Source organism: Mycolicibacterium anyangense, assembly GCF_010731855.1.
GTDB classification, from domain to species: Bacteria; Actinomycetota; Actinomycetes; order Mycobacteriales; family Mycobacteriaceae; genus Mycobacterium; species Mycobacterium anyangense.
The window spans coordinates 3,552,309-3,576,448 of record NZ_AP022620.1 but is presented as its reverse complement, the minus strand read 5'-3'; the positions used below and the strand labels follow the sequence as shown (position 1 = coordinate 3,576,448).

Here is a 24,140-nt window from a genome sequence, read left to right as displayed (position 1 = left end):
GGATAACCCAATTCGTCGATCTGGACGATAGCGCTATCCGGCGATGTCGCTGGCGACCTCGGGCCGCCTGACCGGCATGGCCAGCTTGGCCGGGCGGGCCAGCTGCGTCGGAGCGGTGCGCCCGCGGAGTTCGACGATTTCGCCGACGTTCCAGCACAGCGCCTCGGCGTCCAGCGCGCCGCTGACCGCGATCGCCGACGCCAGCACGTGGCCGTTCTCCAGCTTGGCCAGCTCGGTGAGCCGGGCCGCCTCGTTCACCGGATCGCCGATCACGGTGTATTCGAACCGCGCCTGGGCACCGATGTGTCCGGCGATCGCGCGCCCGGCCGACACCCCGATGCCGAAGTCGGTTTGGCCCAGCACCTCGACGAGTTCGTCGTGCAACTCACGGGACGCGGCCAGCGCGGCGCCCGAGGCGTCCGGGTGCTCGATCGGCGCGCCGAAGATGCACAGTGCGGCGTCACCCTGGAACTTGTTGACGAACCCGCCGTGCTTCTTCACGGTGTCGACGACCACGCGGAAGAACTCGTTGAGCAGGTTGACGACCTCGCTGGGCGGGCGGGTCGAGGCCAGCTGGGTCGAGCCTACGAGGTCGACGAACAGCACCGCGACGTCGCGTTCCTGGCCGCCCAGTTCGGTGCCGCGCTCCAGGGCCCGGCGGGCGACGTCCTCGCCGACGTAGCGGCCGAACAGGTCGCGCAGCCGCTGCCGCTCAGACAGGTCGCGCACCATGTCGTTGAAGCCGGCCTGCAGCAGCCCCAGCTCGGTGGCGTCGTAGATCTGCATGTGGGCGTTGTAGTTGCCGCGCTGGACCTCGCCGAGTGCCCAGCGCAGCTGGCGCAGCGGGTCGGCGATCGCCATGGCGGACAGCAGGTTACCCGCCAGGCCGATCACCAGTGCGGCGATCGCCATCAGCAGGATCGGGGTGAACAGCTGGTCGGCGGAGGCCTGCAGCAGCGAGAACTTGGCGGCCACCACCGACAGCACGATGGCCAGCAGCGGCACCCCGGTGGACAACAGCCAGGTCAGCACCAGCCGCAGGATCACGCCCGGCCGGCGGAACTTGACCGGCGGCCCACCGCGCAGCGCCGCCACCGCGACCGGGCGCAATACCCGCTCTGCCTGCAGATAGCCGATGATCGAGGTTGCTGCCGCGCCGAGCAGGGTCGCCACCGCCATCACCGGCGCCGCATGGCTGGCCACCGGCCAGCTGGCCGCGATGAACACCACGGCGCCGAGCACCCAGTTCGTCATGCTGATCATCGAGCGGTAGACGGGCATCCGCAGCGCACGCAGCCGGGCTGCCTCGGTGGTCTCCGGATCATCGTCGGCCAGTAGCGCGTCGCGTCGCTGCCAGCGGAACACCGGGACCATCAGTCGCAGGCTGACGTAGGCGCCCACCGCGAACGAGATGAACAGATAGCTCAGGAAGATCGCCAGGTTCACCGCAGGCAGGTCCTGCAGCATGATGCGGTCCGCGGGCGGCAGTCCGAACCGCAGGAAGCCCAGCACGAGCAGCGCGCCTATGATGTCGGCCTGCAGCATGCCGAGGGAAAACACCGGCCACGGCGTACGGGCGACCCAGCGGATGAATCCGCTGATTCGTCCGATGCTGGTCGGCGCAGTGCTCACCAACCCACCGTATCGGTCCAGAGCGACGGATCTGCACCTTACTGACCTACCGCCGAGCTGCTGTGTCGTTGCTGCACACTAGGGTCGGAAGGTGATGTCCGGGGTATTTACGCGGCTGGTGGGCCAAAGTGCGGTGGAAGCCGAGCTCGTTGCTGCTGCTCGCGCCGCGCGGGGTGATTCCGCTCACGATGTCGCTGCCACCGGCACCATGACACATGCCTGGCTGATCACCGGCCCGCCCGGGTCCGGCCGGTCGGTGGCCGCGTTGTGCTTTGCCGCTGCCCTGCAGTGCACCTCGGCGGGCGCTCCGGGCTGTGGGGAATGCCGGGCGTGCACGACGACGATGGCCGGCACCCACGGCGACGTGCGTCGCATCATCCCCGAAGGGCTCTCGATCGGCGTCGACGAGATGCGTTCCATCGTCCAGATCGCCTCCCGGCGCCCCAGCACCGGACGATGGCAGATCGTCGTGGTGGAGGATGCCGACCGGCTGACCGAAGGTGCGGCCAACGCGCTGCTCAAGGTCGTGGAGGAGCCGCCACCGTCGACGGTCTTCCTGCTGTGTGCACCATCGGTGGATCCCGAGGACATCGCCATCACGCTGCGGTCGCGATGCCGCCATGTGGCGCTGGTGACGCCGTCCACGGCGGCGATCGCGCAGGTGCTGATCGACAGCGACGGACTGTCTGCCGAGCAGGCGCAATGGGCGGCCTCGGTCAGCGGCGGCCATGTCGGGCGGGCCCGGCGGCTGGCCACCGATTCCGAGGCCCGGGACCGTCGGACCCGCGCCCTGGGACTGGCGCGTGACGCGGCGACGCCCTCGCGGGCGTACGCAGCCGCCGAAGAGCTGGTGGCAACCGCAGAAGCCGAGGCCCGGGCCCTGACCGGCGGGCGGGACGAGGTCGAGACCGAGGAATTGCGTACCGCCCTGGGTGCCGGCGGCACCGGCAAGGGCGCCGCGGGCGCCCTGCGGGGCTCGGCTGGAGCGCTCAAGGATCTCGAGCGGCGGCAGAAGTCGCGACAGACCCGCGCCTCGCGGGATGCCCTGGACCGGGCGCTGATCGACCTCGCGACCTACTTCCGGGACGCCCTGCTGGTCGCCAACGGGGCAGGAGCGGTCGCACCGAACCACCCGGACATGGCCGACAAGGTGGCCAGCCTGGCCGCGCACGCCTCCCCGGAGCGGCTGCTGCGCTGCATCGAGGCCGTCCTGGAGTGCCGGGAGGCGCTGGCGACGAACGTCAAGCCGAAGTTCGCCGTCGATGCCATGGTGGCCACCGTGGGACAGGCACTGCGTTCGGACCTGTAGACTCATCGCTCGGCCCGGCGCTCATCGGCGACGGCCACGCCGCCTTAGCTCAGTCGGTAGAGCGATTCACTCGTAATGAATAGGTCGGGGGTTCGATTCCCCCAGGCGGCTCCACGTTCTCCGCGGACGCGGCCAACCGTGCCCCATCAGTTCTTCGGGGACAGCGCCTCGATCGCCACGGTCTTGGCGGTGGCGGCCGCCGGGAAGCCGGCATAGCTGCTCGAGTGATAGATCACCTCGGCCAGTTCCTCGTCGGACAGACCGTTCTGCCGCGCGATCCGGAAGTGCGCCTTGAGCTCGTCGGTGGCCCGCAGGGCGATCAGGATGCCCAGCGTCACCAGGCTGCGATCACGTCGGCTCAGCCCTTCGCGGGTCCACAGCTGGCCGAACACGTTCTCCAGGGTGATGTTCGTGAATTCGCTGGCGAATCCCTCGGTGAAGTCGATCTCGCCCTCAGGCAGTATGCCCGGCAGCATTTCCCGAAGTACTTCCAAGCCATCCTCACGTAAGTTAGACATGCGAACTATTTTTCCACACTCGATCTAATGCCGGGGTGCGAGATAGCCCACAGGCCCCGAGGCCAGACAGAGCGAGAGTGCGGCCGTCGTGGCCCGCACCGTGATCGCGTCGCCCGCTCCCGGCAGCCGCACGAACACCCGATTCAGACCCGGGTGCACCGCCACCTTGGTCGCGGGGCCTTCGGACATTTTCATCGTTATCGAGCCCTCGCTGTTGGCCAGATAATTGATCTCCGCGGTCCAGTCGGCGGGCAGCATCGGCCCGTCCAGCGGCATCCGCACCGCGGAGTCGGGCTGGCCATCAGATTGGATGAGGTATCCGCACCCTGGGGTGGGTCCCGGCACGATGGTACGCACCCAGGTCACGTTCGCATCCACTAGCCGGCCGCTGGTATCGAGCATCCGCAGTTCTGTTGTGGAGGAGGCGAATTCGGGACGATCGCGGATCAGCGCGAACATGTGGCTGGCCAGGTTCTCCGGGTAGGCGACGCGCTGTAGCACCAGCGGGTCCACCTCCTGGTCCAGCAGGGGCGCCGCCGCCGACGCCCGAGCCTGCGCCAGACCCCGCAGCGCGTTCTGCACATAGGGCTGCGCGGGGTTGTCCTTCCAGCTGGTCAGGAACGTCGACGTCGAATACAGACTGCTGGCCAGGAACGCCGCGGTCACCCCGGCAACGACGGTGGTGCGGACCCGTGACGCGTCGAGCCATCCCGATGACAGCCGGTTCGGCGCGCACAACCCGACCGCGGCCAGCAGTGCCAGTACGACCACCAGATCCGGGAAGTAGCGCAACGTCTGGGCCAACTCCAGCGCAGTGAACTTCGACGAGCGCATCAGATAGATCGGAATCTGACAGGCCACCGCATACCCCAGCGCCACCACCCACACCGGGCCGATGCGTCGCTTACGGGCCAATGACACCGCGATCACCGCGGCCAGCGCAACCCAGCCGAGCACCATCACCGCGACCGGCGGCACCCCCCAGGGCGAGGCGGGTGCCCACCGCTGCCATTGCCACGGACCGCCGGCCAATCCGGGCACCATCCCGTGGGTGAAGGAGCGGCGCAACAGATCCCACGTCATCGCCAGATCCGAACTCCACCGTTGCTGGTCGACGACCACCAGGTAGACACCGATCCAGCCGGCGGTCAATGCCAGCGCCGCAACCCACAGCCGCATCCCCGCGCGCCACACGGTGCGCAGCGCAGCCGAATCGCCCTGGACATGCCGGAGCAGAGCCGTCACCGTGAACGCCACGAACGGGATGACGGCGGCCTTCTCGAAGAACAACAACCCGCCGAAGAATGCCAGCACAGCGGTGCCGGCATACCGCCGATTCCCGGTGCGCACCAACATGATTGCGTCGGCGCACACCCACGCCATCGCCGCCAGCATGGGCAGTGAATTGAGCGCCGCGGCCCACCACGCGAAACCCGGCACGCCCAGCGGGGTGAACAGCGCAAACGTCAGCGGAAGCAACAACACCGGGCGCCAGCCCAGGATCACGTGCAGCGCCCGCAACAACGACAGCGAGGCCAGCAGCTGCAACACCACCAGGCTCACCGCGGGCCAGGTCCAGATCAAGGGAGCGAGTCGGGTGATCACCCCGGCCAGCAGGAACGCGCCGGGCATGACGTGACCGTCGTGATCGTCGAACAGGTACGACGGTGACAACAGGCCCTGAGTTCCGGCCCGGCCCACCAGGATCAGGTCATCCCAGTAGAAATAGCCGCCGAAGGCCAGCACCGCGCGCACCACGAGTTGCACCGCGATCAGGACGACGGCTGCCACCGCGACCGGTGGCACGCGCGCCACTCGAGCCGGAACTGCCATCGCATCGACTGTACGGCCTCGGTAGTGTGTTTCCGATGGGGGTATTGGTCACCGGAGCCGCAGGCTTCATCGGTTCGACGCTGGTGGACCGGCTGCTCGCCGACGGCCACACCGTGCTGGGCATCGACGATCTCAGTACCGGCAACGCCGCCAATCTCGATGATGCGCGTCACAGTGGCGGTTTCGAACTCATCGAGGCAGACATCGTCAGCGCCGATCTGATCGGTCTGCTGGCCGCGCACCGGCCCGAGGTCGTCTATCACCTCGCCGCCCAGATCGACGTGCGTCGCTCGGTGGCCGACCCCGAGTTCGACGCCGCGGTCAACGTCATCGGCACGGTGCGTTTGGCGGAGGCGGCCCGGCGGGCCGGGGTTCGCAAGGTGGTCTTCACCTCGTCCGGCGGCTCGATCTACGGTGTCCCGAAGAACTACCCGACCAACGAGACGTCGCCCGTCGACCCTGAATCACCCTATGCGGCAAGCAAGATCGCGGGCGAGACCTACCTCAACACCTTCCGGCACCTCTACGGGCTGGAGTGTTCGCACATCGCTCCGGCCAACGTCTACGGCCCGCGGCAGAACCCGCACGGCGAGGCCGGGGTAGTGGCGATCTTTGCCACCGCGCTGCTGGAGGGCCGGCCCACCAAGGTCTACGGTGACGGCGCCAACACCCGCGATTACGTGTTCGTCGACGACGTGGTCGATGCGTTCATCCGCGCCTCAGGACAGGCCGGCGGAGGCCAGCGGTTCAACATCGGCACCGGCGTGGAGACCTCGGACCGGGCGCTGCACACCACGGTCGCCAAGGTCGTCGGGGTGCCCGACGAACCCGCCACCGCTCCGGCACGCCTGGGCGATCTGACCCGCTCCTGCCTCGATGTCCGCAAGGCCGAAATGATCCTTGGCTGGCACCCCACTGTGCACCTCGAGGAGGGCGTGCGCCGCACCGTCGAGTACTTCCAGGCGCTGCGCTAAGCGTCGGGTACCCGGGCGCCCTCGAGCGCGACCGCGCGGGCCAGCCGGGCGTAACGCAACTCGAGCTCCTTGAACCGCAGATAGGTGCTCAGCGTGGTGAACACGAACGCGATGATCAGCGCGTAGGTGATCAGGTCGGCACCGCGGCGCACACCGAGCCAATTGGCCAGCACCGTGGTGTCGTCCGGGCGCAGGATGGCATAGATCGCGGCGACGACGAACAGCACATAGCCCACCTTGACCCAGGCCTTGGCCTTGGCGTTGGTGCGGGAGCGCAGCAGGTACACCAGCAGCGCCATGACCGCCGCGATCAGCAGCACCTGAATCCAGTTCATCGGCGCATCCTTCCGCGCAGGAACCCGTCGAAGACGATGTTCACCCCGTTGAGCAGCGGCTGCCCCTTGGACATCGAGTACTCGGTATAGAGGATCTCGACGGGTTCTTCGGCGACCCGCCAGTGGTTTTCGACGATGAGCGCGACGAACTCGCTGGCGTGGCTCATTCCGCTCATGGTGAGGTTGAGGTGGTCGGCCACCGTCTTGTTGAACACCCGCAGCCCGTTGTGGGCGTCGGTGAGGCCGAGTCGGTGGCTGCTCGGGCTCAGTGCGGCCGCGGTGCGCAGGATCAGCTTCTTCAACGGCGGCGTGTGGCTGACCGTCGTCCCGGAGAACCGGGTGCCGACGACAATGTCCACGTCGCCCCTGGCCAGTCGGTCGATCATCGACAGGACGTCTTTGACGCGGTGCTGGCCGTCGGCGTCGAAGGTGACGAACACGCTCGCACCCGGCTGGCTGCGGGCGTACTCCACGCCGGTCTGGATGGCCGCGCCCTGGCCCAGGTTCACCGGATGTCGCACCACGTGGGCTCCCGCATGCAGGGCGATCTCGGAGGTGTCGTCGCGGCTTCCGTCGTCGACACACACCACATGGGCGAAGGTCTGGCGAAGGTCGGTGATGACGTCGCCGATGACCTCCGCTTCGTTGTACGCGGGGACGATGATCCAGGCGTCGGGGTGGGCCGTCGTGTCGATGCCCACAACGTACACGCTGATCCCGGCCCGTTCAGCGCCCGGCGCGGGCCAGTGCATACAGGTGAACGGCGATGCCGACCAGCGGGCCGCACAGCAGTGCGACCACGGTGCGCTCGGCCAGGCCCAGCGGCAATGTCAGCAGCAGAGCCGAGGCCACCGTCGCGCCGACCCAGCCGATCGAGTACGCCCGGTGCTGGGCGGCGGCCACCGTCGCCGCGCCGGTCAGGGTCAGCAGGGCGATCGCCACCGCGCCGGCCGTCAGCCAGCCCAGCAGCACCCCGTCGGGGGTGTATTCGGCGCCGAAGGCCACCCGGATCAGCCAGGGGCCGGCCAGCCAGGCTGCCAGCACCCCGATGGTGCCCAGCGCCAGCACCACGGCGGCCGGTGCGACCAGGGACTTGAGCCGGTGGCCGCGATGGTCGACGAAGTGGGCGATCAGGTTGCCCTGCATCGCGGTCAGCGGCACCAGCAGCGGTGCGCGGGTCAGTGTCACCGCCAGGATCACCACGCCACCTGCCGCGCCCAGTTCACCGGAGGTGGCCTTCAGTAGCACGGGAAAGCCCATGACCAGGACCGCGCTGGCGCCTGCCGCGGCGATCGAGTGCGCCGCCCCGCGCAGGAACGTCGATGTGCCACCCGGCGTACGCAGCGCCGCCGCAGTGCGGGCGGTCGGCGACACCAGCAGTAACAGCAGCCACCCGATCGCGCCACCGACAGTGGCCCACAGGAACCCGACCAGACCCCAGCCCAGCAGGAACGTCGCTGCGGCTACCAGCACCCGGATGACGGCATCGGCGACCATCAATGCGCCGTACTGGCCCCACTGCCCGATCCCGGCGAGCAGTCCGAGCAAGGTGGCGTGCAGGCAGAAGCCGGCCAACCCGGCGGCCAGCAGCGCCACCGACAGCGGGCGGGCCTCGCTGAACACGTGCGGTGCCCATAGCGGCGAGGTCGCGGCCATCACCAGAGCACCGACCACACCCAGCCCGGCACTGACCCTCATCGGGTGTGTGCGCGGCCCGTCGGCCACCTCGACGTAGCCGGCGGTGCGGACCTCCCGGGTCGACTCCTGCAGCAGGCCGTAGGCGGCGCCACCGACCAGACCGAAGGCGCCCCAGAAGACGCCGAAGACGGAGAAGCCGGCCGGATCCAGGGCGCGGGCGGCCAGATACAGCACGGCGTACCCGCACACCGCCGAGATCGCGGTGGCCACCCCGACCCGGGCGACGCTGCCGCGGCTGATCGCGGCGCTGCGGACCTGATCGGGGCCGGTGGCGCTCAGCGCGTCGAAAGAGGCACCTGCGTCGGTCACAACCGCGGCACTTCGGTGGAGAACAACCAGTCATTCCACAGCGGACGCAGGGACACGTCGGCGTAGTTGGCGGCCAAGCCGGTGAAGTCGTCGGTGACGACGGTGCCGTGCCGATGGCGGGCCGTCCAATCCCGTAGCAGCGCAAAGAATTTGTCGTCACCGATGGTGGTGCGCAACACGTGCAGGGTCAGTGCGCCACGCTTGTAGACCCGGTCGTCGAACATGTCCCGCGGCCCGGGGTCGGCCAGCACCATGTCCTGCGGCGCGCTGACAAGCTTCTGGTGGTAGTGCCGTGCCCATTGCTCGGCGGTCTGACCGCCGGAGTTCTCCGACCACAACCATTCGGCGTAGCAGGCGAATCCCTCGTGCAGCCAGATGTCCCGCCATCGCCGGGCGGTCACGCTGTTCCCGAACCACTGGTGGGCCAGCTCGTGGGCGATCAACCGCTCCGAGCTGCGCGAGCCGTCGCAGTGGTTGGCGCCGAAGATTGAAATCCCTTGCGCCTCGAGCGGTATCTCCAGCTCGTCGTCGGTGACCACGACGGTGTACCCGTTGGACAGCGGATAGGGGCCGAAGAGCTTGACGAACAGTTTCATCATCTGCGGCTGGCGGCCGAAGTCGTGATCGAAGTTGCGCTGCAGCCGGTCGGGCAACACCGCCTGCATCGGTACCGGCGCCTTGGGCAGCTTGTGGACGCCGTACATCCCGATCTGTAGGGTCACCAGATAGGTCGATGTCGGCTCGGGCTGCTCAAAGGTCCACACCGTGTGTGCTGCCCGGACCCGCCGCGACACCAGTTCCCCGTTGGCCAGCGCCCGGTACGGGCTGTCGGTGCTGATCTGGATGCGGTAGCTGGCTTTGGCGCTCGGATGGTCGTCACAGGGGAACCAGGACGCCGCGCCGTTGGGCTGCCCGGCCACCAGCACCCCGTTGGTCAACTCCTCGAAACCGACTTCCCCCCAATAGCTTCTGATGGGTCGGGGGGATCCGCCGTAACGCACCTCGATCGACATCGCGGCGCCGGCCGGCAGTGCCGTGCTCAGGGTGATGTGCAGCTTGGCGTTGCCGGTGCGGAAATTCGCCGGCCGGCGTCCGTTGACCACCACCTTGGTCACCGAGAGCGCATCGGCCAGGTCGAGGGTGAATGTCTTGAGTGACGCCAGCGTCACGGCGGTGATGGTGGCCGTCCCGGTCAGCCGGTTGATCGCGACCTTGTACTCCAGGTCCAGCTCGTATCGCGACACCCGATAGCCGAAGTTGCCGTTGGCGGGCAGGTAGGGGTCGATCACCGGGGCGTTACCGCTCTTCTTGACGGCCTTCTTGGGGGGCCGTTTCATGCCGCCGCTTCCTCGGGGCTTCTGTCCCGAGACTTCTTCCGCGAAATGACCCATGGTGCAATGGGATTGCCCTGCCATCGCGTTGACGGCGGGACCTCGTCCCCGCGCATCACCAACGACGCCGGTCCGACGGTGGCGCCGGCGCCCAGCTTGGCGGCAGGCAGGGCCACGCAGTGCGGTCCGAGTGTCGCGCCTTCTTCGAGGATGACGGTGTCCATCCGCATGATCCGGTCGTGGAACAGGTGGGTCTGCACCACGCATCCCCGGTTGACCGTGCTGGCGCGCTGCAGCGTCACCAGATCCGCCTCGGGCAGCCAGTACGTCTCGCACCACACGCCGCGGCCGATCTTCGCGCCGAGCGCGCGCAGCCACAGGTTCATCACGGGTGTGCCGCTGGCGGCGCGGGCGAACCACGGTGCGGCCACCGTCTCGACGAAGGTGTCCGAGACCTCGTTACGCCAGACGAACGACGACCACAGCGGGTACTCCACCGCGCGGATCCGGCCCACCACAAGCCATTTGGCGGCCACCGCGACACCGCCCGCGACGGCGCCGGCCACCAGCAGCAGGACTCCACTTGCCAGCCCGGCCCAGCCGTAGCCGAACCGCAGGGCCAGCGCCTGCAGGGTCACGAGCACCGCCACGCCGATGGCGAAGGTGACGATCACCGGGAGCAGTCGGCAGGTTTCCACGGCCGAGCGCATGGCCTTCAACCGCAGCGGCGGCTGGTAGGTCAGTGCGGCGTCGGCCTCGTCGGCATGCCTGCGGAGCCGGATCGGCGGGCTGCCCAGCCACGACGACCCGGCTTTGGCCTTGTGCGGGGCGGCGGACAACACCGCCACCAGGCCGTCGTCGGGAACCCGCCGGCCCGGCTGGGTGATACCGGAGTTGCCGAGGAAGGCCCGCTTGCCAACGGTGGCTTTCGCGGCATGGATCCAGCCGCCGCCGAGTTCGTAGGAGGCCACCATGGTGTCGTCGGCCAGGAACGCGCCGTCCTCGATGACGGTGAACTTCGGTGTCAGCAGGGCGGTGGAGATCTCGGTGTTGCGGCCCACCTTGGCACCCAGCAGCCGCAGCCACCACGGGGTGAGCAGGCTGGCGTAGATGGGGAACAGGTAGTTGCGCGCGGCATCCATCAGCCGTTCGGTGGCCCACATCTGCCAACCGATCCGGCTGCGCACCGGGTGGTAGCCCTCTCGCAACCCGAACGAGAGCAGCCGCACCAGCACCACGGTCACCAGCGCGTAGATCGCCATCGCCGCCAGGGCCGCCACCGGAATCCACGGCGCGGCAACCACTATCGCGTCGCGCAGGGTCACTGTGTGCCGGGCGATGAACGCCGGCACCGCAAGCCCGGCGGCCAGTGCGGCCAGCGGCAGCGCCCCGAGCAGTATCGAGGTCAGGCCGTAGATCGCCACCCATTGAGTAGCCCGCGGCGGGCGGTGCTGCGGCCAGGGATGGCGGGCCTTGCCGGACTTCACCGCCGGCGACCCCTTCCAGTATTGGCCGTTCTTCACCTTGCCGACCACACCCGAACCGGGTGCGACATCGGCGTCCTTGCCCACCACCGCACCGGGGAACAGGGTGGTGCGGGCCCCGATCGTCGCGTCGTTGCCGACGGTGATCGGCCCGACGTGGAACAGGTCGCCGTCGATCCAGTGCCCGGTCAGATCCACCTCCGGCTCGATGGAGCAGCGGTGGCCGAGTTTGACCATGCCGGTCACCGGAGGCGCCGAATGCAGATCCACGCCCTTGCCGACGGTGTTACCCAGGGCTCGCGCGTAGTACACCAGCCACGGTGCGCCGGCCAGGTTCTCGGCGCCGCTGGCGTCGGCCAATCGTTCGGCCAGCCAGACCCGCAGGTGTTCGGAGCCGCCGCGCCGGTAGGTGCCGGGCTGCAGCCCGGACAGCAGCGTGCGGGCACCCAGCACGGCGATCCCCATCCGGCCGATCGGGGTGATGAACAGCAGGAAGCCGATGACCACCAGCCACCAGTTGACCGGGGTCAGCCAGGGCAGCGGGTGGACGGCGGCGGCGACGTTGTTGATCAGCGCCAGCCAGATCAGCCACTGCAGCCCGGTCAGGGTGGCCAGCGGCACCGACAGCAGAACCTGCGCGGCCTGGGTGGTGACCGGCGTGGGTGCGACGTCGCGCGGGGTCACCGCGACCGCGGGGGCCTGCTCGTCGAGGAACTCGGCCAACGAACCCAGTCGCGGATGGTCGTAGAGCTGGGCCACGGTCAGCTGGGGGAACCGGTCGCGCAGCGCCGCCACCAGCTGTGCGGCCGACAGCGACCCGCCGCCCAGCGCGAAGAAGTCCGCCTCGGGTCCGTCGACAACCGCGCCGAGGACGTCGCGCCACAGCCCGGCCAGCCAGCCCATGGTGCCGCCGAGGTCCGGCTCGGACTCCTGGTAGCCGGGCGGCGGCCACGGCAGCGCGTTGCGGTCGACTTTCCCGGAGGTGCGGGTGGGTAGTTCGTCCATCAGCACCAGCCGCGGTACCAGTGCGGCAGGCAGTTCCTCGGCCAGTCGGGCCCGGGCGGCGGCCAGGTCGAAGTCCGGGTTGGTGCTCGCGATATACCCGACCAGCATCGGCGTGCCGCTCGCCGTACGCCGCACCGCAGCCGCACCGCCGCTGACACCGGGCAGGTTCACCAGTGCGGAGTCCACCTCACCGAGTTCGATCCGGCGCCCACCGACCTTCACCTGGTCGTCGGCGCGGCCCTGGAAGTACAGCCCGTCGGCTTCCAGGCGCACCAGATCGCCGCTGCGGTAGGCCCGCGCCCAGCCCAGTGATTCCATCGGGGCGTACTTCTCGGCGTCCTTCTCCGGATCGAGGTAGCGGGCCAGCCCGACACCGCCGATCACCAGCTCGCCGACCCCGCCGAGGGGCACCGGGTTGCCTTCGGCGTCCACCACTGCCAGATCCCAGCCGGGCAGCGGGCGGCCGATACTGACCGGGCTGCGCCCATCCAGCCGCGCACCGCTGGCCACCACGGTGGCCTCGGTGGGCCCGTAGGTGTTCCACACCTCGCGGCCCTCGACCGCCAGCCGCTCGGCCAGCTCGGGCGGGCAGGCCTCGCCGCCGAAGATCAGCAGCCGGACGGCCTCCAACGCCTCGGCCGGCCACAGCGAGGCCAGGGTGGGCACGGTGGACACCACGGTGATGTCGCGGGCGACCAGCCAGGGACCGAGGTCCATCCCGCTGCGGACCAGGGCCCGCGGCGCGGGTACCAGGCAGGCGCCGTGCCGCCAGGCCAGCCACATCTCCTCGCAGGAGGCGTCGAACGCCACCGACAGTCCGGCCAGTACCCGGTCGCCCGGTCCAATCGGGTTGTCCTGCAAGAACATCTGCGCTTCGGCATCGACGAACGCCGCGGCGTTTCGGTGCGTCACCGCCACGCCTTTCGGGGTGCCGGTGGAGCCGGAGGTGAAGATGATCCACGCGTCGTCGCGGCCGAGCGGGGCGGTCGCCCGCCAGCCCCGTGAGGACCCGGTGCCGCGGGTCAGCCCCGCATCGGTGATCACGCCGACCACCTGGGCCTCGCCGAACACCAGGTGCGCGCGCTCCTCCGGATCGTCGGCGTCGACCGGGACGTAGGCCGCACCGGCGGCCAGCGTCGAGAGGATCGCGACGTAGAGGGCATAGCTGCCCGACGGCATCCGGATGCCGATGCGGTCTCCCCGGCCGATACCCCGGGCGCCCAGCCAATCGACGCTGTCCTCGATGTCGGCGATCAGCTCGGAGTAGGTCAGCACCACGGTGCCGTCGTCGATGGCCGGCGCGTCGGGGTAGCGCGCCGCGGTGTCGTAGAGGATGTCGATGAGCGTGCGCGGGGCCGGAGCATGCTCCGAGAGCAGGTACTGAGCGGGAATTTCCGGCGTCGCCACGACTGTGGATACTAGGCGTCCCCGATGACGGGGGAGCGTCGGACGCAGCTCGGTTTGTGCTGTCCTGGGACTACCTGGGAGACTGCTGGGTGAGGGGAGTATTCCTTCGTCGCGGTGTCGTCACCACGGCGGCCGTCCATCGGCTGTCCGGTGCCGCGGGCCGCGGCTGGTATGCGGCGGAAGAGACCTCGGACGTTTCCTGACGCCCGGAGGTCTTGTTGTGAACGTGTCCCAGCTCGAATGGCTGATCACCCTCGGTGTGACGGTGGCCGTGCTGCTGTTCGATGTGATCGTCATCGCGCGTCGGCCACACGAACCGACGATGCGCGAGTGTGCGATCTATTTGTCGTTCTATGTGAGCCTGGCCATTGCGTTCGGCATCTGGGTATGGAACTTCCACGGCAGCCAGTTCGGGCTGGAGTTCTTCGCCGGCTGGCTGACCGAGTACAGCCTGTCGGTGGACAACCTGTTCATCTTCATCATCATCATGGCCAGCTTCAACGTGCCCAAGGTGTACCAGCAGCAGGCGCTACTCGTCGGGATCGTGCTCGCCCTGGTGTTCCGCGGAATCTTCATCGCGCTGGGAGCGGTTGCGATCAAGCAGTTTTCGTGGATCTTCTACATCTTCGGCGCATTCCTGGTGTTCACCGCGATCAAGCTGGTCCGTGACACCGACCACGACGACGACGCCGAGAACGCGGTGGTGCGCTTTGCTCGCACCTACCTGAACACCACTGACAAGTGGGACGGGCTCAAGCTGTACATCAAAGATGGCGGCAAGCGGCTGATGACCCCGATGTTCCTGGTGATCGTGGCGCTGGGCACCACTGACCTGCTGTTCGCGCTGGACTCGATCCCGGCGATCTACGGGCTGACCAGCGAACCGTATCTGGTGTTCACGGCCAACCTTTTTGCGCTGATGGGGTTACGCCAGCTGTACTTCCTGCTCGGTGATCTGCTCAACCGCCTGGTGTATCTGTCGCAGGGGCTGGCGTTCATCCTGTTCTTCATCGGGGTCAAGCTGGTGCTGCACGCGCTGCACGAGAACACCGTGCCGTTCATCAACGGCGGCGAGCACGTCGCAGTCCCGGAGATTCCCACCCTGCTCAGCCTGGCGGTCATCATCCTGACGCTGTTCCTGACGATGGTGGCCAGCCTGATCAAGACCCGCGTGGTCGACAAGCCCTGACACCTTTAGCGTCCGGATGAATGCAACCGTTTGCGGGCCGGGCGACGGCCCCTAGCGTGGCGATCATGCCGGAGTCACGGAAACCGCGGGTCTTCATCACCGACGCGGTGGGGGAATGGACGGAACTGACGGCGGGCGGCCGTCCCGTCGTCCGGTTGCGGGCGGCTGACCTGCAGGAGGCGCAACGACGCCGGCGGCGGCTGCCCGCCGATGTGCCCGTGGTGCTCGACGTGGCCGTCGCCGTCGCCGAGGACTCCCGGGCCGCGCTGACCGCGATCTCCGGGCACGCCGGTGAGTCGACGGTGCACTATGCCGGCACCGTGGACGGCCTGGCCGGGATGGTCACCGACCTGTTCGTCGCCGGGGTGGCCGACGGGGTGACGCTGATCCCGGTGACACCCGAGCAGGACCTTCGGCCACAGGCTCAGGCCGCGCTGCGCGGCATCCAGAATCGGCTTCGAATCTCCGCCGCCTGATCACTGCCTGCCTCCTACCCTGGACAGCGGAGGGAGGCGACGATGATCGAAGTGCTGGCCGACATGCCCGCTGGGGTGACCGGCTTCCGGGTATCGGGGACCTTGAGCGGTGCCGAACTGCAGGACTTCCGGCCCCTGATCGACAAACAGCTCGCCGACGGCGGCGCGATCCGGATCGTCGAGGTGATCGACCACGACTACGAGGGCTTCGGTCCCGGTGGTCTGGTCGAGGATCTCAAACTCGGCTTCGGCACGGTGTATCCGCATCACGCGGCGTTCAAGCGCATCGCGATCGTCACCGACAAGGACTGGGTGGCGATCACGTTGCATGCGTTGGCGTGGCTCGTCCCCGGTGAGTGTGCGGTGTTCGGGCTCGACGAACTCGAGCGCGCCAAACAGTGGGCGGCGGGCTGATTCTCCGCTATTCCGCGTGCCGGGACGGCGACGGCCAGACATTTTCCTCGCCGAAGATGGCAGGCGCCCATGGTTGAGGTGTTGGTAGCCGAGCCTGGGGAACTCGGCGCAGTCGACCTTGGTGCAGCCGAAGTGTTGGTGCGTACCTGATTCGGATCTCAGTTCCGTTCTCACGACTGGCTGCACGCCGTCGAGGGCGTGCACGTCGCCATCTACAACGATGGGACTGCCCCGGGTTCAGTTGACTCGCGGGGTGTGAATTTCAGGCCGCGGTTGCAACCGGTGTGTGGAGCAGTTCGAACTCTATCGGGGTGAGCCTGCCGAGTGTGCGCTGGCGCCGGCGGCGGTGGTAGGTCCGCTCGATCCAGGTGACGATTGCCATTCGTAGTTCGGCTCGTGTGGCCCATCGCGTGCGGTCCAGAACGTTGCGTTGCAGCAGGGCGAAGAACGACTCCATGGCGGCATTGTCTCCGCACGCCCCGACACGTCCCATCGATCCGTGTAATCCGTTGTGCAACAGAGCTTGGACGAACCTCCGTGACCGGAATTGACCGGATTCAATCGGTGCATGCAACACCGGCTTGGTGAAGCAAGAGTAGCTCTTCGTTGAATGCTTCGGCCGGTGTCTTCCAGCCCAGAGTTTTGCGCGGTCGGGCGTTGAGTGTGTGAGCGACGGCCTCGATTTCCTCGGCGGACCATCGGGCGAGATCGGTGCAGGGCACGGCCAGTGCGCAGGCACCAGACCAGTTCACGTTTGAGCGCGCAACGCCCCTGAATGTAGAGCGATTGGTAGATCGCCTCGTGGCTGATGCGCATGGCATCCGCCGAACATCCAGTGGTGCGCTTACTGCACGCCTTCGGCGATGATCCCGAGAGCGGAATCGATGAGGTGTTCTAACGCCTCGAAGTCGCCGGCGCCCGTTGCCAACCAGACATCGAGGGCGGTGAACATCGCTGAACTGATCATCTGCGCCTGCAGCTGATCTCGCAGAGTGTCGAGCACGTCATCACCGCTCGACGTCCGTCGGAGCCGGCGCAGGTGTTGCACGATCTCGTGGGTGAAGTCGGCCTGCACCCGGCGTAAGTGCGCGTTGATTGTGTCTATCTGTAGTTCGCGGGTGCGTAGTTCAGCCACTTCCCGTAGAGCGTCGTCATAGGGAAACGATTCGACAGCAGTGCGCACCGACGCCATGATCGGCTCACGAGGTGGACGGACGCGCAACGCCGCGCGGAACCAGTCCAGCCGAGCGTCGTAATCGCTAAAGAGAATATGCTCTTTCGACGGGAAGTACCGGTAGAAGGTTCTCTCCGTCACACCGGCATCGGCGGCGATGTCAGCAACCGAGGTGGTTGCAACCCCATGATTGAGAAATCGCCGCAACGCCGCCGAGATCAAGGCGTGCCGAGTCCGTTCGCTGCGTGCGGTACTGCTCGTCATCGCCTGAGCATATGGCACACCTACACGCTGCAGCACTGTTGACACCTTAATGTCACTTCTGACATTCTGATGGCTCACTCGACGACTGAGGGAGAACAGTATGGCGGATTACGACGCGATCATCATCGGTGCAGGTCACAATGGCCTTACGGCAGCGAACGTACTGTCCAAGGCGGGTGCGCGGGTGCTGGTACTTGAGCGAGCTCGGTTCGTCGGCGGCATGGCCGCCACACGGCAGCTCTTCGATGGATTCAAACACAGCGTCGGCGCCTGGGCAGTCCTCGTCTGGTCAGAACTGATGACCGAGCGTCTCGAGTTGACGAACTGGGATTTCGAGCTGGTCGAGCAGTGGTCCTCGGCGTGCACCTTCGGCGACCCGGGTGACACCCCGTTCGTGATGTACAACAACCCCGAGCGGATGGCTCGGCACATGCTCGAAGACCACAACCCCGAGGTAGCCATGAAGATGGGCGAGTTCTTCGCCCATCTCATGAGATTCGAGCCGTACTTCGAGAAGGCTCGATTCGATCCGACCATGAGCATCTTCGAGGTCATCGCCGAGCAGACCGACCCCCAGACGCGTCGGGACTTCGCGCAGATGTGGTTTGGCAGCGCCATGGACACCGTCCGTCGGTTCTTGCCCAAGGGCGTCGGCGACCCGATCCAGGGATCGATGGCAGCGATGTCGATCGACGGATTTGACGGCGGCCCCTGGACACCCGGTTCGGGAACCTCAATGCTCTATCACTACCTGCTGCGCAGCCCCGGGGAAGCCAGCGACCGAATCTTGATGCCTCGCGGCGGTATTGGCTCGCTGAGTTCGGCGCTGCAGCGTCGCGCCGAATCAATGGGCACCGAAGTGCGCCTCAACACCGCGGTGAAATCGATCGATCTCGTCAACGGCACCGCCACCGGCGTAACGTTGCGAGACGGAACGCAGATCTCGGCGGACATCGTCCTGTCGAGCTTGGACCCACACACCACGTTCCGCGAGCTCATCGGCGACGACTACCTGCCCGACGAGTTCATCCGCAAGATCAAAGAGATCAACTACGACCTCGGCTATCTGCAGGCGCACCTCACCATCGAGGGAGAGCCTGAGTTCGTCGAGTGGCTTGAACCCTACGTCCAGGACGAAGGCCACACCTGCCCCACGCTGGCCTATCTACCGTCAGCGGAGTACGTGGCCGACGGGTGGGACGAGTACCGCTTCAACGTCTGTCCGTCAAAGCCCATCTGCTACCTGTACCTACCCAGCATGGTGGACCACACTCTGGCACCCGAGGGCTATCACAGCGCCACGATCTACGCGCCATACTTCCCGTACGGACTCGACCCGGACACACACCGCACGCTGAAAGACGCCTACACTGACGCCTGCATCGCCTCGATTGACAAGTACTCGCCGAAATTCTCCGAGCGGATCATCGACCGAGTAACCATGTCCGATCGGTACTTCCACAGCGCGTTCAGCGCCCACAACGGCGACTTCTGCCACGGCACGCTGTCACCGATGCAGATGTGGGACAACCGCATGGCGCCCGGCGAATCCAAATACGCCACGCCGCTGAAGAATCTGTTCCTGTGCGGGCAAGGCACCCACCCCGGCCCCGGAGTCACCGGAATGCCCGGCTGGAATGGCGGCACTGCTGCCGTCGAGGCGCTCAACACCCGAACCTCGGCGCCGGCCTAACGAGACAACAACTTTCAGGAGTCTGACACATGACCTATGTCATCGCCGAAGCCTGCGTTGACATCAAAGACAAAGCCTGCATCGCAGAGTGTCCCGTCGACTGCATCTACGAGGGTGCTCGCATGCTCTACATCAACCCCGATGAGTGCGTCGACTGTGCCGCGTGCGAGCCGGTCTGTCCGGTCGATGCGATCTACTTCGATGAAAACGTGCCTGAGGAGCTCAGTCAGTACACGAAGTACAACGTCGATTTCTTCGCCGACCTTGGCTCACCTGGTGGTGCGTCGAAACTCGGAGTCATCGAACACGATCCGGAGCCGATCAAATCCCTGCCGGCACGACAGCACTAGCCCACAACGCTGCGGTGGTGATGCGCAACCGCACATCACCGCCGCGGCCTGTGCTTCCGTGACGACAGCGAACGTTGAGCGGACCACGCTGGCGGTCGTCTTTCCGACGAGCGGATGGAAGTTCCAGCGCTCCTCTGCTCCGATCTCTTTTCCGGACCGAACACAGCGCCTTCCTACCGGCGGTCGTCACAACAAACTGAGCGACGTGCTTGAGCGCATCACCCGGCCAAACAGACTGCCGATGAGGCTGATTCAGGTGTCGTGGAAGTCGGCCGGGCCGGACTTCGCGGTAGGCCACTGTGCGGCGGTGTCGTCCGCCGCGCCACGCTGATCCAACTCCACGGCGGAGTGACTGCGGCGGCGCAGCAGAGCTAGCGTGCCGTATGCAGTGCGACATCATTTCCGGACACCTGTCCACTCAGGGTGCCAACCGGTGGTCCACACATGAACCAGAAGCTCGAGTCCGACATCTTCTCAAAACCACTGAAGTCTTTGTACATGAGCCTGTTTCGATGCACGGTTGAACCGCACCAAGGACCCCGGCTATACTGGACACATGTCCACCTATTCACGAGGTGCACGGCTATGGCCTACGTAATCACGCAGAACTGCTGCAAGGACGCCAGTTGCGTGCCTGTCTGTCCCGTCGACTGCATCCGTCCAGTCGCCGGTGCAGGTGAGTTGACGGGCACTGACATGCTCTACATTGACCCCGCCACGTGCATCGATTGCGGTGCATGCCAAGAGGAATGCCCTGTTGACGCGGTGTACTACGAAGATGATCTGCCGCAAGGTCTCGAAATATTCCGCGACATCAACGCACGGTATTTCGAACAGCACCCGCTTGAGCCCGACCGATCGCACGCGCCAACCGGGCACGGCCGCGTCGAACCGGGCGTACTGCGCGTCGCGGTGGTGGGCGCAGGCCCAGCCGGCTGTTACGCCGTCGAACAGCTGCTCGCGGTCGACGGCGTCGAGGTAAATCTGCTCGACCGACTGCCCACGCCCTTTGGACTGATTCGTGCCGGCGTGGCACCGGACCACCAGCACACCAAATCCGTCACCAAAGTGTTCGACCGAGCCTTTGGGAACGCGCGGTTGCGATGCTGCTTCAACGTCGAAGTCGGTAGCGACATCACCCACGATGAGCTCCTAGCTCACCACCACGCGGTGCTCTACGCAGTCGGCGCTGAGCAGAGTCGGCAGCTCGGAATCCCCGGCGAACAAGTGTCCGGGCACCACGCAGCCTCCGAGTTCGTTGGGTGGTACAACGGTCACCCCGATCATGCGCACCGCGCCTACGATCTATCCGGCGAGCGCGCCGTCATCATCGGCAACGGCAATGTCGCTTTGGATGTGGCTCGGATCCTGCTCACGTCAGCAGAGGTCCTGGCCTCAACCGATATCGCCGAGCACGCCTTGGATGCTCTGGTCCGCAGTGATATTCGCGAAGTCGTTATCTTGGGACGGCGTGGCCCGCGCCATGCCGCCTTCTCGGTCGGCGAGTTCAACGCTCTGACTCATCTACCCGGTGTTGACGTCCTGATCGAGGGCATCGATTTGAATCCAGCGCCTGAGGACGGCATCGAGACGGTTCTCAAGCTGGAGGCGATGCGCGAACGTGCATTGCGCAGGGCAACTCCCGGCAATAAGCGCATCATCTTCCGATTCCACGCACCGCCACTGAAGATCGAGGGTGAAACGCACGCCGAAGGCGTTTGGATCGCCGCCAGCGATCCAGCAGGAGAAGCCGAATTTGTCACAGCATCGATAATCCTGCGTGCGACTGGATATCGCGGCTCTGCGATCCCGGGCCTGCCCTTTGATGAAATCAGTGGCACCATACCCAACGATTCTGGACGCGTGGTCACACACGACGGTGCTCGCGTACCGCGAACCTACGTCACCGGATGGGTCAAGCGCGGTCCGCGCGGCGTGATTGGCACCAACCGGACCTGCGCCACGCAGACAGTTCAACGTCTCTGGGAGGATTTTGACGCCAACGTCCTGGCCGCCGAGCTTCCCCCGCGGGGCGAGCTCAGCGTGCTGCTGGCGGATCGCGGGGTGGCCACACTGGACTGGCGCGACTGGCGGACTATCGACGTCGCCGAACGCGATCGCGGTAAGTCACGCTCGCGGCCTCGGATCAAGTTCGTCTCAGTCGATGACATGCTTTCCGCGGTCCGGCGCTGATGCACGGCCCCAACGCCGCCGTCGCGGACCACGACAGGCTTGCTCATGCATGACTGGGTGCTCGTCACAGGCGCATTCGGTGTCGTAGGTTCGGCCACCGTGCGCCAGCTTGCCGCCGATAACCGCCGCGTCGTTCGCAACCGATCTGGACACCGGAGCCAACCGGAAAGCCCTGGCGGACCTACCGAAAGGGGTCGAGGCGCGCTGGGCCGATCCCACCGATCCCGAGCAAGTGCGCCAATTGGTTTCCGGCGTCGCGCCCAGCGCGATCATCCACCTCGCCACGTTGATTCCACCGCTGATATACCGGAACCCACCGCTAGCCCAACGGTTCAACGTCGAGGCCACCGCGGAGCTGGTGCGGGTCCGCGCTTGACAGCCGCCTGCCGGCAGCGTCAGGCTAATGTCAATACAGACGTGATGATGTCAGGTCCGCAATTTGCGGCTGGTGCCCGATGCTAACGATGGGAGTGTGTCAATGCAACGAAGTGAGATGATTGGCGCTCTGAAGGATCTCCTCCACCACGATGCCGCGGGGACCACGGCGATGAGCGAGTCGGTGACGTCGTTGCCGGCTGATAGGTTCCTCGACCCTCAGCGACACGAGGATGAGCGCCGCGCCCTGTTCCTGCACTATCCACAGGTTGTTGGGATGAGTACTGACATCGACGCGGGGCAGTACCGGACGCAGACGGTTGCCGGTGTGCCGGTGCTGTTGACCCGTGATCGGGAGGGTGAATTTCATGCCTTCCTCAACGCCTGCCGACACCGAGGCACCGCCGTGGCCGAGGGGTGTGGCAAGGCGCGGCGGCTAGTCTGCCCTTGGCACGCATGGTCTTACGACTTGCGAGGGGCACTGGTGGGCGTGGCTCATGCGCCCACGTTCGGCGAGATCGACAAGAGCGTGAACGGCCTTGTCGAGCTGCCCAGCGCCGAACGACACGGGATGCTGTTCGTCGTCCCCACCCCGGGGGAATCCATCGACGTTGACGCTTCGCTGGCCGACCTAGGGCCTGAACTGGCCGATTTCAACTTCGAGACACTTCACCTAGTGGCTGAGCGCACCAGCACCGTGGACCTGAACTGGAAACTGGCGAACGACACCGGATTCGAGCTCTACCATGTCGCCTACCTCCACAAAGACAGCGTCGGGCCGGCCAACATCGGCAACACCGGCCTTTATCGCCAATACGGCTACAACCACCGAATGACGGCGATATCACCTGCCGCACGAGAGCTCCTCACCACTGCCGAAGATCAGTGGCAGCCGTTCGACCATCTGCAGTTCATCTACAACATCTTCCCCAGCGCCGGACTCGTCGTGTCCGCCCAACTCGTCGCGCTGACGCGGTTGGATCCGGGGCCGACTCCGGGCACATCTGAATTTCGATTCTCCAGCTACAGCTGGCAGCCGCTCGATGACACCAGCCGGGCAGGGGCGGAGATGCTCAACGAGTTCCTCTTCAACATCGTTGCCAGTGAGGACTTTCCGACGGCCGCCAAGACCCAAGTCACACTCGCGTCGGGCATCCTGCCGGAGCTTCTAGTCGGCCGCAACGAGCCTGCCATCGCCAACGTCCACCGCTCCTACGACGCCGTACTCGCCAGCGCCCTAGCCGCGATCGACTGAGCATCGCCAACCGAAAACGCTACACGGCTCTTGGCGGCCGGGACGAAACCTCGGCGGTGCGGCGCGAGAGCTGCAGTACGGTGCACTCGTCGCTGAGACCGAATAGCCACGGCGCGGAACGTCTTCTGCTGATTCGCCACACGGGTCGAAGCGGAGTTAGACCTCGCTGCGGCTTGCTTCAGCACGGCGGTCGTCGGTCGACGGCTGAAGCCGGAAGATTCGGATCTGCCTAGGCGCGCAGTTTCTGCGGTAGTTCTCGTAGCCGGCGTAGAAGTCGTTGGCCGTCGCCCAGGCTGCGTCACGCTCGGCTCCCGCCAGGAGTTCGGCTCGATGACGGACAGGCGGACCGCTGAGCTCGACGGTGCAATCAGGGTGCGCGAGCAGGTTCGAACTCCACCCAGGATGCTTTTCGCGGCCGAAATTGGACCCGATCGCCAGGAGACCTCGGCCATCGTTGATCAAGGCCAGCGGTTGCCGGCGGAGCCGGCCGGACTTGGCGCCGACGGTCGTAACGATCCCGATCTTGTTGAGCCCCATCGTGCTCAGTCGGCCGTTCGTCCTAGGTATCACTGCCTTGTCAAAGCGCGGCCCCACGCGTTGCCCAAGGTAGGATGCGACCCGGGTCATGGCCATGCGTTCGAAGAGGGCCTCGTCCCAGCGCAGACGCCTACCCCGATAGGGGCTGAACCGTCGCAGCATCACGGCTAGATGGTAATCACGTTGCCCGGCAACGGCGCGCAACTTGTGCGGATTGGTCAGCGATGCGGTGGACGTGTGCGCACCCAAAGGCAATGCCGTGCAGGACGATGTCGTCGAAAGGTATCCCGATCGACGCCGCTGGACCCGCACACCCAGTAGTTCGCGGATCTCGATCCCATCACCCAAACCCCAATGCTCAGCTTGGCAGGCGGGCAACCGGCAC

Annotated in this window: 20 protein-coding genes, 1 tRNA gene and 3 pseudogenes; 11 read left to right on the top strand and 13 right to left on the bottom strand. The window is 66.4% G+C overall.

Translation table 11 applies throughout. The features are described from left to right. Positions 1-33: 33 nt before the first annotated feature. The gene (locus tag G6N35_RS16915) at positions 34-1,632 is read right to left on the bottom strand and encodes an adenylate/guanylate cyclase domain-containing protein (RefSeq protein WP_163805296.1); all 1,599 of its coding nucleotides are present in this window, start codon (positions 1,630-1,632) and stop codon (positions 34-36) included. Positions 1,633-1,726: 94 nt separating this feature from the next. Between G6N35_RS16915 and G6N35_RS16910 the strand changes: the two genes are divergently transcribed. Both G6N35_RS16910 and G6N35_RS16905 read left to right on the top strand, forming a co-directional pair. Continuing rightward, complete coding sequence (locus G6N35_RS16910; protein WP_163805295.1) at positions 1,727-2,941, top strand: DNA polymerase III subunit delta'; 1,215 nt, start codon at positions 1,727-1,729, stop codon at positions 2,939-2,941. 38 nt (positions 2,942-2,979) lie between these two features. Beyond that, a tRNA-Thr gene (locus G6N35_RS16905) sits at positions 2,980-3,055 on the top strand. 32 nt (positions 3,056-3,087) lie between these two features. On the opposite strand, the gene G6N35_RS16900 is transcribed toward G6N35_RS16905, so the two are convergent. Further along, positions 3,088-3,459, bottom strand: a complete 372-nt coding sequence (locus G6N35_RS16900; protein ID WP_163805294.1) for a carboxymuconolactone decarboxylase family protein — start codon at positions 3,457-3,459, stop codon at positions 3,088-3,090. A gap of 24 nt (positions 3,460-3,483) precedes the next feature. Then, on the bottom strand, positions 3,484-5,292 hold the full coding sequence (locus G6N35_RS16895; RefSeq protein ID WP_179967373.1) for a hypothetical protein: 1,809 nt from the start codon (positions 5,290-5,292) through the stop codon (positions 3,484-3,486). 35 nt (positions 5,293-5,327) lie between these two features. Between G6N35_RS16895 and G6N35_RS16890 the strand changes: the two genes are divergently transcribed. Further along, positions 5,328-6,266, top strand: coding sequence for an NAD-dependent epimerase/dehydratase family protein (locus G6N35_RS16890; RefSeq protein WP_163805293.1), 939 nt, complete (start codon positions 5,328-5,330; stop codon positions 6,264-6,266). Here G6N35_RS16890 and G6N35_RS16885 read toward each other — a convergent pair. Genes G6N35_RS16885 through G6N35_RS16865 form a run of 5 tightly spaced genes read right to left on the bottom strand, consistent with a single transcriptional unit; the run spans position 6,263 to position 13,835 of the window. Then, positions 6,263-6,601 (bottom strand): DUF2304 domain-containing protein, encoded by a 339-nt coding sequence (locus tag G6N35_RS16885; RefSeq protein ID WP_163805292.1) that lies wholly within the window; start codon positions 6,599-6,601, stop codon positions 6,263-6,265. The two genes, G6N35_RS16890 and G6N35_RS16885, sit on opposite strands and share 4 nt — an antisense overlap. After that, a complete protein-coding gene (locus tag G6N35_RS16880) occupies positions 6,598-7,353 on the bottom strand; it encodes a polyprenyl-phospho-N-acetylgalactosaminyl synthase PpgS (protein WP_163805291.1) in 756 nt (251 codons plus the stop codon). The genes G6N35_RS16885 and G6N35_RS16880 overlap by 4 nt, the downstream gene beginning before the upstream one ends. After that, on the bottom strand, positions 7,328-8,578 hold the full coding sequence (locus tag G6N35_RS16875) for a lipopolysaccharide biosynthesis protein (protein WP_163807735.1): 1,251 nt from the start codon (positions 8,576-8,578) through the stop codon (positions 7,328-7,330). Before G6N35_RS16875 ends, G6N35_RS16880 begins: the two co-directional genes overlap by 26 nt. A 26-nt stretch (positions 8,579-8,604) precedes the next feature. After that, the gene (locus G6N35_RS16870; protein ID WP_163805290.1) at positions 8,605-9,945 is read right to left on the bottom strand and encodes a M1 family metallopeptidase; all 1,341 of its coding nucleotides are present in this window, start codon (positions 9,943-9,945) and stop codon (positions 8,605-8,607) included. Beyond that, positions 9,942-13,835 (bottom strand): Pls/PosA family non-ribosomal peptide synthetase, encoded by a 3,894-nt coding sequence (locus G6N35_RS16865; RefSeq protein WP_163805289.1) that lies wholly within the window; start codon positions 13,833-13,835, stop codon positions 9,942-9,944. The genes G6N35_RS16870 and G6N35_RS16865 overlap by 4 nt, the downstream gene beginning before the upstream one ends. A gap of 220 nt (positions 13,836-14,055) precedes the next feature. On the opposite strand from G6N35_RS16865, the gene G6N35_RS16860 reads away from it, so the two are divergent. The 3 genes from G6N35_RS16860 (at position 14,056) to G6N35_RS16850 (ending at position 15,914) form a co-directional block, all read left to right on the top strand. Next, positions 14,056-15,024: a TerC family protein gene (locus G6N35_RS16860; RefSeq protein ID WP_163805288.1), complete on the top strand. Its 969-nt coding sequence runs from the start codon at positions 14,056-14,058 to the stop codon at positions 15,022-15,024. A 65-nt stretch (positions 15,025-15,089) separates the two neighbouring features. Further along, positions 15,090-15,500, top strand: coding sequence for a hypothetical protein (locus tag G6N35_RS16855; protein WP_163805287.1), 411 nt, complete (start codon positions 15,090-15,092; stop codon positions 15,498-15,500). Between the two features lie 42 nt (positions 15,501-15,542). Continuing rightward, positions 15,543-15,914: a SpoIIAA family protein gene (locus G6N35_RS16850; RefSeq protein WP_163805286.1), complete on the top strand. Its 372-nt coding sequence runs from the start codon at positions 15,543-15,545 to the stop codon at positions 15,912-15,914. A 262-nt stretch (positions 15,915-16,176) separates the two neighbouring features. Here the strand turns inward: G6N35_RS16850 and G6N35_RS16845 are convergent. The 4 genes and pseudogenes from G6N35_RS16845 to G6N35_RS16840 form a co-directional block, all read right to left on the bottom strand. Then, positions 16,177-16,464: pseudogene (locus G6N35_RS16845) on the bottom strand (integrase core domain-containing protein); the annotation flags it as partial. Positions 16,465-16,471: 7 nt separating this feature from the next. Next, positions 16,472-16,627 (bottom strand): annotated as a pseudogene (locus tag G6N35_RS27770) (IS30 family transposase); the annotation flags it as partial. Next, positions 16,617-16,736: pseudogene (locus G6N35_RS27825) on the bottom strand (IS30 family transposase); the annotation flags it as partial. The pseudogenes G6N35_RS27770 and G6N35_RS27825, both read right to left, overlap by 11 nt. Positions 16,737-16,758: 22 nt before the next feature. Further along, positions 16,759-17,352, bottom strand: coding sequence for a TetR family transcriptional regulator (locus G6N35_RS16840; RefSeq protein WP_163805285.1), 594 nt, complete (start codon positions 17,350-17,352; stop codon positions 16,759-16,761). A 100-nt stretch (positions 17,353-17,452) separates the two neighbouring features. Between G6N35_RS16840 and G6N35_RS16835 the strand changes: the two genes are divergently transcribed. The 5 genes from G6N35_RS16835 to G6N35_RS16815 all read left to right on the top strand — a co-directional run bounded on the left by G6N35_RS16835 (position 17,453) and on the right by G6N35_RS16815 (position 23,218). Continuing rightward, complete coding sequence (locus G6N35_RS16835) at positions 17,453-19,045, top strand: phytoene desaturase family protein (protein WP_163805284.1); 1,593 nt, start codon at positions 17,453-17,455, stop codon at positions 19,043-19,045. Between the two features lie 29 nt (positions 19,046-19,074). Continuing rightward, positions 19,075-19,395, top strand: a complete 321-nt coding sequence (gene fdxA / locus G6N35_RS16830) for a ferredoxin (protein WP_163805283.1) — start codon at positions 19,075-19,077, stop codon at positions 19,393-19,395. A gap of 585 nt (positions 19,396-19,980) precedes the next feature. Then, positions 19,981-21,588 carry an FAD-dependent oxidoreductase gene (locus tag G6N35_RS16825; RefSeq protein WP_163805282.1) on the top strand — a complete coding sequence of 536 codons (1,608 nt, stop codon included), beginning with the start codon at positions 19,981-19,983 and terminating at the stop codon, positions 21,586-21,588. 109 nt (positions 21,589-21,697) lie between these two features. Next, positions 21,698-21,964, top strand: a complete 267-nt coding sequence (locus G6N35_RS16820; RefSeq protein WP_163805281.1) for a hypothetical protein — start codon at positions 21,698-21,700, stop codon at positions 21,962-21,964. Between the two features lie 171 nt (positions 21,965-22,135). After that, positions 22,136-23,218: an aromatic ring-hydroxylating oxygenase subunit alpha gene (locus G6N35_RS16815; RefSeq protein WP_220098509.1), complete on the top strand. Its 1,083-nt coding sequence runs from the start codon at positions 22,136-22,138 to the stop codon at positions 23,216-23,218. A gap of 156 nt (positions 23,219-23,374) precedes the next feature. On the opposite strand, the gene G6N35_RS16810 is transcribed toward G6N35_RS16815, so the two are convergent. Then, on the bottom strand, positions 23,375-24,103 hold the full coding sequence (locus G6N35_RS16810) for a nitroreductase family deazaflavin-dependent oxidoreductase (RefSeq protein ID WP_246224336.1): 729 nt from the start codon (positions 24,101-24,103) through the stop codon (positions 23,375-23,377). Between the last annotated feature and the right edge of the window lie 37 nt (positions 24,104-24,140).